Here is an 11274-nt window from a genome sequence, read left to right as displayed (position 1 = left end):
GCTGGGGCAGAAACTCTTCGTGCGCGGGAGCCACTCGGTAACGCTGACGCCGGAGGGAATGCTTCTGCGCAAACGGGCCGAAGAGATTCTCGACATGGTCCGCAAGACGGAGACGGAGTTCGGTTCGCTCGGCGAAACCGTCGCCGGAGAGGTTCACATCGGCGGCGGCGAAACCGAAGCGATGCGGCAGATCGCCCGGCTCATCCGGGAGTTGCAGCAGGAGTATCCGCAACTGCGCTTCCACCTCTACAGCGGCAACGCCGAGGATGTGACCGAGCGGCTCGACAAGGGTCTGCTGGATTTCGGGCTGCTGATCCAGCCGGTGGACATCGCCCGGTACCATTCGCTCGAACTGCCGGAGCGGGATGTCTGGGGGGTCATCATGCGCAAAGACAGCCCGCTGGCCAAAAGAAGCGCTATCACGCGCGAAGACCTGAACGGCGTGCCGCTGATCTGTTCGCGGCAGGTCATGCGGCGGATCTCCCAGGAGAACGCCTATGCCGAATGGTTCGGCGAGAATCACGGGCAACTGAACGTAACCGCCACCTACAACTTGATCTACAACGCCGCGCTTCTGGTGGAAGAGGGGGTTGGATATGCGATCACGCTGGATAAACTGGTCGACGTAACCGGACACAGCAAACTCTGCTTCCGCCCGCTGGCGCCGAAGGTGGAATCCGGGGTCAATATTGTCTGGAAAAAGCATCAGCTCTTCTCCCGGGCCGCCGAACTCTTTCTCGACCGGCTCCGGCGGCACCTCGCCGCCGGTCCGGCGGAAACCTGACCGATTCGACCATCCGGGATTTCCGCGGAGGATGCGGGCTGTTACGTACCGTCTCCGGCGACGTTGCACGCTTGCAGGGAGGGTCGTTTCCGCCGGCGGTACTCCCGGGGCGGGCACCCGAATTTCTTTCGGAAGAGCCGGGAAAAGTATCCGCCGTCGCCATATCCGGCCAGCCGGGCAACCTGTGCCACCGGCAATGCCGACTCGAGCAGCAGCTTCGCCCCCCGGTTCAGCCGCAGCTCCGCCAGATAGTCGCCGGGGGAACGGCCGGTCACCTGTCGGAAAAGTCGCTCCAATGTCCGCACGGAGATTCCGCTTCCGCATGCGAGATCAGAGATCTGCAGAGCATCGGTGCAATGCCGCTCCAGATAGGTCAGCAGCCGGCCGATCTCCCCCAATGCGGCCGTCGTCTCGCTGCAGTTTCGCGTCGCCGCCCGCGAAATCAACAGGATGAGCTGCATAAATCCGGCCATCATGCCGAATGCACAGCCGGGACGCGCCGCCTCCTGTTCGGCGAGCACTCTTGCGAGAATCCGCTCCGCTTCACGCATCTCCGTCTCCCCAAGCTTCACCGCGGTCAGCAGCAGCGAGTCGGCCAGCGTCGGAGACGCCTCAAAAAAGGCAATGTATCCCGCCAGCGTCCGCAACTCGCCCAGCGGCAGATCCAGCCGTTCCGGCAGATAGAGCACATTGACAATCTCCAGGTCCTGCAGATCCCGGTAGCAGTGCAGAGCACCGGGACGAATCAGATAGACATCGCCGCGTTCCAGCTGTGTCTCCCCCCGTTCCGTCACATGCACTCCGCCTCCGGAGCGAACCAGCACCAGCTCAAAAAAATCATGCCCGTGAACCCCATCGATGTTCAGGAAATAGCGCTTGGCCACCACGCGGAGCCCGTGCACGATATCGCGAAACACACTGCTCCGCGGTATCGTGAGTATCGCCGTATGATTGTCACGCACAATGCTCATTGCCCGGATTCCACATAAAAATCATTTTTCAAATTGTCGTAAAAATACCACTTTTTGTCGCATTTGTCAAATCTTTTTTCAAAATCATCGAGTATAATATGTTCAGAGAAACATAAAATACCAGCAATTTACCGACGGTATGGAAAGGAACCTGTTACAGCAATGAAAAAAAGTTTGTACCACGCAGCGCTGGGAATACTGCTCCCGGTGACAATGTTGGCGGTAGAATGGAAGCCGGCGGACCGGGCACTCCCCGCCATGCCGCCGCTGAAACCGCGAGAAGAAATTCGAATTCAGACTCCGGCCGGGAAATTCCGGCCTGCGGATATGCGTTGGAGCCTCTCTCTGAACGGCCGCTGGAAGTTCTCCGGCCTGAGTTCTTCGGTCACGCCGTTCCCAGCGCCATCGGCCGGAGAACTCGCCTTTGTCCGTCCGGAGTTCGATGACAAGACGTGGGAGGAGATCCCGGTTCCGCTCAACTGGTACATGGTTCCGAAATACTCCTACAGCAAAGTGTTGAAAACCGGCGAAGCCGTCGATCCGGTCAGCGCCGGAGGCGCCGATGCGAAAAAGACCATCAACTCCTATTTCAAAGGCTGCTATCGTCACACCTTCACCCTCCCCTCTCCGCTGCCCGCCGGGCGTCTCGAACTGCAGTTTGACGGGATCGGCTACGAGGCGGAAATCTACGTCAACGGCGCTCATGCCGGACACCATCAGGGCGATTTCGTTCCTTCCCGGTTCGATGTGACCGATCTGGTGAAGCCGGGCAGGAATCTTGTCGCACTGCGCGTGCTCTCCGATTTCCGTCCGCCGGATGGGAAATTCACCCGCACCTACGGGGCGATGTGGGATCCCTCCTGCTTCAAGGGAGGGATCTGGCTGCCGGTCCGCATCGTGGCAAAACCGGCACCTCGAATCGACCGCCTGCTGCTCACGCCGGATGCAACCGGAAATCTGCGGGTTGATTACACGGTGGTGCATACCGGGAAGGAGCCCGTCGTCGTCACCCCCGGCGTCACGGTGAACAATGCACGCGCCTTTGCCGAATGCGCCGGTCGGGAGTTCCCGGCCGTCACGCTCCGTCCCGGCGTCAACCGGGGGACGCTTCGCCTCTCCTTCCCCGCGCCGAAACTGTGGAGTCCGGCCGCGCCTCATCTCTACTATGCAACCCTCCACTTCCGGACCGGCGACAAGGTGCTCAGCGCGGAAACGGCGCGGTTCGGGTTCCGGGAATTCAAGGTCGACGGCACCGGATTCTCCCTCAACGGCGAACCGGTCTACCTCTATTTCGAAAGCCTCCATTCCGTTCGCTTCGGCGGGTACAACACGCCGGACGGCAATGCGATCTCTCCCCGAACCGTGATCGAAGGGTACCTCCGCAAAGGGTACAACATGCTGCGGACCGCTCATATGCCGGTGCGCCAGGAGGTGCTCGACCTCGCGGACGAACTCGGCATGATGATCTACGACGAATGGAGCTGCTGCTTCATCACCGGCATGGATGAGAAGAAGTTCGAAGCGAACAATCTGCCGGAACTGGAGCGCTTTCTGCTCGCCGATTACAATCACCCCTCGGTGGTCATGTGGAGCCTCGGCAACGAAGTCTCTCATCGCCGCGACCCGGCAATCGCGCGCCAGCTGGCCAAGCAGAGCAGGCTCACCCGCAGAATCGATCTCCAGAAACGGCCGATCTGCGCCTTTGCCGGCAACGGGGACATCGATCTCTACGGGGCAACCAACATCGACACCGACGTGGTCGATCTGCATCTCTACACGGGAATCAACGGGGCATGGACCCGCTGGAACAGCGCGTTTGATCACCACTACAACCGCGCAGTTCAGGTCTTCGGCAAGGATGGCCGACTGAACAAGCCGTACATCATCTCCGAATGTATCGGCGGCGGCTGGGGCATGCAGCCGGATCCCTCGTTCCGGCTCGGCGACATCGATCGCTACCTCGACCGGATCCAGCGCACCTACACCTGGGGGAATCCCGGCGCCGCCGGCTACTCCGGCGTGATCGGCGTCGCCGCGGCAACCGATCCCGGCCGCGGCCCCCGCTATCTGCAAAATCGCCTGGGAATCCGGCTCGCCGAACTGATCCGGCGCGACACCCGGATTGCCGGCTTCGCGCCGTGGTTCGCCATTCACAACATGGAGAACGCCACCCTCTGGAATCAGCCGATCTACCCCGGTCTCCGCTATCCCGGTCAGGAGCGTCTCATGCCCCGTCAGCTCACGGTACCCGGGCGTTATGAACTGGAAGCATTTCTGCTCAACCAGAACGGTCCCAGGCTGAAGGCGCCCCGGCTCCGGATTGCGTTGTCCGCCGCGGGCGGAATCCAGCAGCTCGCCGAAGTGAAATTCCCCCCTCTCGCGCAACGAAGCTCCACCAAGGTCCCCGTCGTCATCGAGCTGCCGGCCGGGCTGAACAGCGGTGCGGCAGAAATACGCCTGACCCTGTTCGACGGAGAACGGGAGATCGGCCGCAATGGCTATGAGGTCACCCTTCAACCGACGGCGGAGGCGCTCCGCCCGGCGAAGAATCCGCGGACGGTCGCACTGCTCGCCTCCAACCCGGAACTGGAATCCCTGCTCAAACAGCTGAAAATTCCGTTTGACAAGCTGGAACGCACGGAGGAGCTAACTCAGTACCAGCGGGCAATTCTCCCGCCGGCTCCGACGCACGATTCCCGGCTCATCACCGCGATGCGGCAGTGGGTGAAGAAGGGAGGATTTCTGCTGATTCTCGAACCGGGCGACTCCGAACTGCCCGGATATCCGGAATTCAAGGTCATCGAGGCGCCCAACCCCCTGATTGAAGCGATCATTCCGGCTCATCCGCTCTTCTCCGGTCTCCAGGTTGACGATCTCGACATCTGGGCGGAAAATCCGGAGGGCAGCGTGGCGATCAACGTGCTCTCCCCGTTGAACACCACCGCGCTCGCAGCCAGAGGAGCCGCCACCTACGATCACGCGCTCGGCGCCGCGGCGGCAGAAGCAAAAGACGGAGCGGGGCGTGTTCTCATATCGACCTTCCGCGCCCTTCCGATCTGGAAACAGAATGGAGCTGCCGCGCGCCTTCTCGGCAATCTGTTGCGCTACCACGCCGCGGCGGAAAAACTTTATGCGGCCAGAAACCTCGAACGCCCATTCTTTCTGCGCACCGCCTATTCCGCGCCGAAGAATCCGAAATTTCTTTCTCTCGCCCCCTTCGCCAACCGCGGCTTCTCCGATGAAAAGGCTGAGGACGGCAAAGGCGGCTGGACCGATCAGGGCGAGAATGATTTCCGCATGATTCCGACCGGACGGCAGACGGCGGCGGGAATTCCCTTTGCAATCATCGATCCGGCGCAGAACGGCGGCCGCAGCTGCCTGATGCTTCGTGGTCGGGAACGCCGGGCTCTGCCGGAGGCGATCCGGGGAATTCCGGTAAAAGACAAGGTTTCCACTCTCTACTTTCTCCACACCGCGGCCTGGGTGCCCTTCCCGATGGAGTGCGGCAGTTACCGCTTTCACTACAGCGACGGCAAGACGGTCGACTGCCCGATTCTGGCCGGAATCAACGTCGATGACTGGTGGAAACCGGAGGCGCTCCAGGAGGCTCTGCCGGCCTTCACCACAGTCAACAAGGTCGGTGGCCGGGTTGGATTTTTCGTCTTCCGCTGGAACAATCCCCGGCCGGAGGTTGCGATCGATTCGTTCGATTTTCTCTGCGTTCCCGGCGGGAACGGTCCGATTCCGATCCTGGCGGCCGTCACCGCAGAACCGGCCCGCAGTCGGCGGATTCCTCTCTTTTCCGGAAAGAGCAGAGGCACCAGCTGGAGTGCGGGAGCCGAACCGAACGGCCCCAAGGCGACGGTGAAACAGCTCCCGTTGCCGAATCCGGCCGATGTCCGGGAAGTGGCTCGGATTCATTTCCCCGCCAACTCCGGCAATCATGTTCCCTATGCCATTCTCCATTTCGAACAGGCTCAGCTGAAACATGCACCGTTCCATACCCTCAGTTTTCTGGTCAAAAGCAGCACCGGAGGTCAGATCGACGTCGTGCTTCCGGAGAAGAACTGGAAATCGTCCCGGAGCGCCACAATCCACCTTCCTCCCAAAGAGGCGGGATGGGTCAGAATCCGTCTTGACATTGCAAAGGATTTCCGGCTGACCGGCGCCGGCTTCGACTCGACACAGCTGCGTCCCGAACTGCTCTTCTACAACGGCAAGGACCGGGAATACGGCTTCCCGCGCCGTGCCGCTGAATTTGAAATCACCGATATTTGTCTGGAACAGAACCCCTAACCAGAGGAGGAACCAACACCATGAGAAAATGCTTTACTCTGATTGAATTGCTCGTTACAATCGCCATCATCGCCATCCTGGCGGCCATGCTGCTTCCGGCGCTCAATCAGGCGCGGGTCGTTGCAAAGAAAATTCAGTGTTCCAACATTCTCAAACAATTCGGAACCGCGGGCGCCCTCTACGCCAACACCTTTGACGAGTTCTGGGTTCCCGGGATGCGAGCAGCCGACAGCAGCCGGCAGCACTGGTTCAGCAATCTCGATTTTCATCGCTTTCTGGGTGACAGCAGAAAGCCGGCCAATGCGGCGACGGAACAGGCGCACCATGGACTTCCCGCCAGCATGATCTGTCCGGATGCCACGTATGCGCGGGAAAATCCTGACGTCACCGGAGCCCCCAGCCTCATGCAGACCTACGGCGTAACGGCGGAGGAGTTCTACAATACCGCCTGGCATACCAGCGGCACCGACGGCGACCAGATCCATGCCTACAAACTTCCCCGCGTCTACTCGCCCTCCCGCCGCATGGCCTTCGTGGATGCAATCGACTGGGCCGTGAAATACGAACGGTGGACCAACAGCTGCTATGTTCTCTACGGCGAAGTTCCCAACGGCGGGGCCAATGCCAATCAGCCGGCGTACCGGCACGGAGGCAACGACCGGGCCAATATCGTTTTCCTCGACGGGCATGTCCTGACGCTGCGCTCCTCCCAGTTCGAAGACAAGAATCTCTGGTACGGCTTCTACCGACGCCTCCAGAAGTGACCTCTCCGGCGATTCCGGAAAACAGGGTGAAAATTCATTTTTTTGCTTGAAAAACGCCGCTTCTTTTTTGGAATTCTGCGAAAGCGGGTGTATTGTGTATGGAATCATATTGAACCAATTCGAAGAAACAGATTCCAGACATGATCGATCTTGCCGAAGACTCCAGAAAAAAGGTGGAGAGAGCGCTGCTCGTCGGCATCCGGGAACCCGGCCAGACCGAGGCCGAGATTTCCGAATGCCTCGATGAGCTCGCCGATCTCGTCCGCAATCTGGACATCGTCCCCCTGGAGCCGGTCGTCGTCAGCCTCCACCAGGTGATGCCGCAGTACTACGTCGGCTCCGGCAAGGCGCAGGAGATCGCCCAGCTCGCGCAGGAGTGCGAGGCCGACTGCCTCATTTTCGACACCCCCCTCTCGCCCTCCCAGCAACGCAACTGGGAGCGGCTCGCCCGATGCTGTGTCATCGACCGCGAAGAGGTGATCCTCGACATCTTCGCCGAACGCGCCCATACCCGCGAAGCGGTTCTGCAGGTGTCGCTCGCCCGCGCCCAGTACTCCCTGCCCCGCCTCACCCGGGCCTGGACCCACCTCTCCCGCCAGCACGGCGGCGGCGCCACCACCCGCGGCGAAGGCGAGGCGCAGATCGAAACCGACCGCCGTCTGCTCCGGCGGCGCATTCAGCAGCTCCGCGAAGAGCTGGAGGTGGTCCGCAAACAGCGCACCACCCAGCGCAAGGCGCGCGAACGCAACGCCGTTCCCCACGGGGCGATCGTCGGGTACACCAATGTCGGGAAATCCTCGTTGCTGCGCGCCCTCTCCGGAGCCGATGTTCTGGTGAAGGACCAGCTTTTCGCCACCCTCGACCCCACCACCCGGCGAATCGTGCTCGACAACAATCTGGAACTTCTGCTCACCGACACGGTCGGATTCGTCCGCAAACTGCCGCATTCGCTGGTCGAGGCGTTCAAATCCACCCTCGAAGAGGCGGTGCTCGCCGATTTCCTGCTGCTGGTGCTCGACATCTCCAGTCCGCAGATCGATTCGGAGTGGGAGACCACGCTTACCGTGCTCAAGGAGCTGGGCGCAGAAGAGAAGAACATTCAGGTCGTTTTCAACAAGATCGACCTCGTCGACCGCAACGCCGATCCGGTGCTCTTCGCCCGGTTGCGCGGGCTCTTCCCCGACGCGCTCTATCTCTCGACCGCGACCGGCGAAGGGCTCGACCTGCTCCGGGAGCGGCTCACCTCGCTCGCGTCGGAACACCATCAGCTGCTGCGGGTCACGCTGCCGCCTCAACGGCACGACCTCGCCGCCCTCGCCCACGCGTCCGGGCGGATCTATGAAGAACACTACAACGACCGCGGCGAACTCGAACTGGTGTTCACCATCGCCCCGCGGTTCCGCCATAAATTTCTGGAGTTTGTCAACGCATGAGATATCTCGTACTCCTCGTTCTTTTCGTTCTGCCGGCGTTCGCGCCGCTGGCCGCCGCGGAATTCTCGCCGTGGGATGCCTGGCGGCTCGGCTACACCACCTTCGAGAAAGGAATTCAACTTCGCGACAAGGGGGACTACGTCGGCGCGGTCGAGCAGTTCAACGCCGCCCGCCGCCACTACGTCAACGTGCAGAAGGCGCGGCCGGACTGGAACCAGAGCATCATTCAGGGCCGGATCAACGACTGCGACCGGGAGCTGAACGCGCTGAAAAAACTGGTCGGCAGCCGTCCAGCCGCCCCCCCTGCACCCCGGGAATCCTCCGCGATTGCCGGTGCGGATTTCGTCGAACTCCAGAGCATCCGCCAGCAGGCCGCCGGGTACAAGCAGAAGCTCTTTGAAGCGATGACCGAACTGGAGGAGCTGCGCCGCCAGGTCGAACAGGGCAAGACCGCCGCGGCGGAAATCGCCAACCTTCTCCGCGACCAGCGCATCCAGCAGGAAAAATACGCGCTTCTGGAGAAACGCTACCATACTCTGGAACAGCAGGCGCTCGAACCGGACGGCCGGATCGAAGAGCTCCGCAAACAGCTTCTCGAGGAGAAGCTCAACTCCGAAGTCGCCGCCAAACGTCTTCAGGTCGCTGAAGCGCGGATTCAGAAATTGGATCGCGACGCGGCGGAGCTCTTCAACGCCCGTGGCATCGCCGAAGCCGCCGCCCGCCAGAAGGAGGCCGAGGCCACCCGGCTCGAACGCGAACTTGCGGAACTGCGCCGTTTTCAGGAAGAGGCGGTCTCTCAGCGCAGCGCCCTGCAGTTCCGGCTTGACCAGGCGGAAAAGAAACTCAAGGAGGCGACGGAGCGCGACGACGCCCGCACGCAGGAACTCGCCCAGCTGCGCGGCCAGCTGCGCGAAGCGCTCAAGAGCGGCGGCGATTCGGTCACGCTGAACGCCCAGCTGCTCGAAGAGAGCCGGAAACTGCGCAAGACGCTGGCGGAGATGGAGAAAAATGCCGCCGCCGGGCAGGATCAGAACGTCCAACTTCAAAACCGTCAGCGGGAACTTCAGCTGGAACTGGTCCGGACTCAGGAGACCGCCACCCGGCTCGAAGCGCTCCGCGCCCGGCTGGAGACCGAATGCGTCCGGCTCCGCAAGGAAGCGGAACAGGAACGTTCCGCGGCGGAGCTCTCTTCGGTGGAACTGAAAAATCTCCGCGAACGGAGCCGCCGCCTCGAGAGCGACCTGCAGAACTGGTCGGAACGGTGCGCAAAACTGGAGAAACGGCTGGAAACCCGCAACAGCGAGGATTTCCGCGCCCTCGCCGCCGCCGACGGCGCCCGCAAGAAACTCGCCGACAATCTCGCCGCCATGGAGAGCCGTTACAACACCGCCGCCCGCCAGGTCAAAGAGCTGACAACCTCCGTCGAGACGATGCAGAAGGAGCTCAATTCCGCCAAAGCCGATCTGAAACAGAGCCGCGCCTCCACCGTCGGTCTGGAACAGCAGCTCAAAAGTTCCGTCGAGGCCGAAGCGCGGCTTCGCAAGGAACTCGCCGCCGCCTCCGGAGCTGCGCAGGAGCTCCAGACCTTGCGCACCAACTTCGAAGCGCTGCGCAAAGAGAGCGAAGCGGCCCGGAAAAACGCCGCGGAGACGGCAAAGCTGAAAACGCAGCTGGCGGAGACGCAAAAGGAACTGGCACTCGCCGTCAAGGCCCGCGAACAGCTCGGCGCCCGGCAGAAGGAGAATCTGCGCCTCACCGAAACGGTAAAGAAACTGCGGGCGGAACTCGCCGCCCGGCCGACCGTCGCCGCCGCGCCGGCAGAGTCCGGCACCTCCGTGAAACCGGCCGGCGTCGGCACCCCCGAGGAACTGATCGCCGCCGGGAAGAAGGCGGAGGCCGAAGAGAGCGTCGAACTCGCCATCTGGAACTACCGGACCGCACTGGAGCTGGCTCCCGGCAATCCGGAAGCCGCCGAACGGCTGGGCCGACTGCTGCTCCGGCGCGAAGAGTTTGAACGCGCCCTGCCGCTGATCGCCGCCGCCCGCAAAGCGAGGCCGGATGATCCGGAACTCGCCGCCGACGCCGTGGAGGCGATGCTCGGCCTCCGGCAATACGACAGCGCCCTGACCGAGCTGGAACCCCTGCTGAAACGCACTCCCCGCTCCGCCCGGCTGCTCCTCGCGGCCGGACGGGCGCTCGCCGGGAAAAAGGAGTGGAAAGCCGCCGAAACCCGTCTCCGCGAAGCGGCGGAAGCTGCTCCGCGCGCCCCCGCGCCTCAGCTGGAGCTCGCCCGTCTCTTCCTCGCCGTCACTCCGGCACGCGAAGCGGACGCCACCCGCAGTTATCAGACCGCGCGCGACCTCGGCGCCGCCCCCGATCCGGAACTCGAACCGCGCCTGGGGAAACTGCTCGACGAACGGCGCGCCGTCGCGGAGTTCATGCTCAGCGCCGCCCGGGAAGCCGAAAAGAGCGGCGACTGGACCAGCGCCGCCTGGTACTACCGCGACCTCCTGGGCAAGGAGCCGGACTCCCGCCGCTATTCCGCCGCTCTGGCTTTTGCGCAGTACATGCTCAAACAGTATCCGGCCGCGCTGGAGACGCTGGCGATGCATCCGGATTCCGCCGAAGGAAAGCTGATCGCGGCGATGGCCCGTTTCCGCACCGGCGACTTCCCGGCGGCGGAGAAAGCGGCCGCAGAACTTTTCAAGAGCAATCAGAACAAGCCGCTCTCCTACCGGGATGAGACGGTGAAATTCCGCGAAGAACTCGACGCCCTGCTCGCCGGCCAGGAGGCGAAAAGTTCGGTCAACGCAGGGAAAGCGGCGGCGGCGCTCCGACGTCTCCGCTGAACCGGAGAACGAGGTGTTCGGCAGAACTGCGCTTGAACTGCCGCCGAAAACGGTGTATATTCCATACACCTAAGGGATCAACCGCAAGGAGGAGTTGAAATGCTGAAGCGCCCCAGACCGCTCGTTTCCACCAATCTGCTCGGAGGACATTCCTGGATTTTCATCGTGATTCAGGCC

Annotated in this window: 6 protein-coding genes; 5 read left to right on the top strand and 1 reads right to left on the bottom strand. The window is 62.2% G+C overall.

Features of this window, described 5'->3' with window-relative positions; translation table 11 throughout:
• A partial coding sequence (locus tag ACMLHG_RS08300; protein WP_417170206.1) for a LysR family transcriptional regulator occupies nt 1-784 on the top strand: 784 nt, incomplete at its 5' end.
• A gap of 41 nt (nt 785-825) precedes the next feature.
• Here the strand turns inward: ACMLHG_RS08300 and ACMLHG_RS08295 are convergent.
• Complete coding sequence (locus tag ACMLHG_RS08295; protein ID WP_417170205.1) at nt 826-1755, bottom strand: helix-turn-helix domain-containing protein; 930 nt, start codon at nt 1753-1755, stop codon at nt 826-828.
• Nucleotides 1756-1917: 162 nt separating this feature from the next.
• On the opposite strand from ACMLHG_RS08295, the gene ACMLHG_RS08290 reads away from it, so the two are divergent.
• The 4 genes from ACMLHG_RS08290 to ACMLHG_RS08275 all read left to right on the top strand — a co-directional run bounded on the left by ACMLHG_RS08290 (nt 1918) and on the right by ACMLHG_RS08275 (nt 11097).
• The gene (locus tag ACMLHG_RS08290) at nt 1918-6051 is read left to right on the top strand and encodes a glycoside hydrolase family 2 protein (protein WP_417170204.1); all 4134 of its coding nucleotides are present in this window, start codon (nt 1918-1920) and stop codon (nt 6049-6051) included.
• A 20-nt stretch (nt 6052-6071) separates the two neighbouring features.
• Nucleotides 6072-6815 (top strand): prepilin-type N-terminal cleavage/methylation domain-containing protein, encoded by a 744-nt coding sequence (locus ACMLHG_RS08285; RefSeq protein ID WP_417170203.1) that lies wholly within the window; start codon nt 6072-6074, stop codon nt 6813-6815.
• Between the two features lie 140 nt (nt 6816-6955).
• Complete coding sequence (gene hflX / locus ACMLHG_RS08280; protein ID WP_417170202.1) at nt 6956-8248, top strand: GTPase HflX; 1293 nt, start codon at nt 6956-6958, stop codon at nt 8246-8248.
• Nucleotides 8245-11097: a tetratricopeptide repeat protein gene (locus tag ACMLHG_RS08275; protein ID WP_417170201.1), complete on the top strand. Its 2853-nt coding sequence runs from the start codon at nt 8245-8247 to the stop codon at nt 11095-11097. The genes hflX and ACMLHG_RS08275 overlap by 4 nt, the downstream gene beginning before the upstream one ends.
• Nucleotides 11098-11274: the final 177 nt, after the last annotated feature.

This window comes from Victivallis sp. (assembly GCF_048170485.1).
Taxonomy (GTDB): domain Bacteria; phylum Verrucomicrobiota; class Lentisphaeria; order Victivallales; family Victivallaceae; genus Victivallis.
Note: the sequence above shows the minus strand (reverse complement) of the source record. Positions and strands in the feature narration are given on the sequence as shown.

Coding starts and splice junctions, on each gene's coding strand:
- ACMLHG_RS08295 (WP_417170205.1), bottom strand. CDS start 1,755: ATGAGCATTGTGCGTGACAATCATACGGCGATACTCACGATACCGCGG.
- ACMLHG_RS08290 (WP_417170204.1), top strand. CDS start 1,918: ATGAAAAAAAGTTTGTACCACGCAGCGCTGGGAATACTGCTCCCGGTG.
- ACMLHG_RS08285 (WP_417170203.1), top strand. CDS start 6,072: ATGAGAAAATGCTTTACTCTGATTGAATTGCTCGTTACAATCGCCATC.
- hflX (WP_417170202.1), top strand. CDS start 6,956: ATGATCGATCTTGCCGAAGACTCCAGAAAAAAGGTGGAGAGAGCGCTG.
- ACMLHG_RS08275 (WP_417170201.1), top strand. CDS start 8,245: ATGAGATATCTCGTACTCCTCGTTCTTTTCGTTCTGCCGGCGTTCGCG.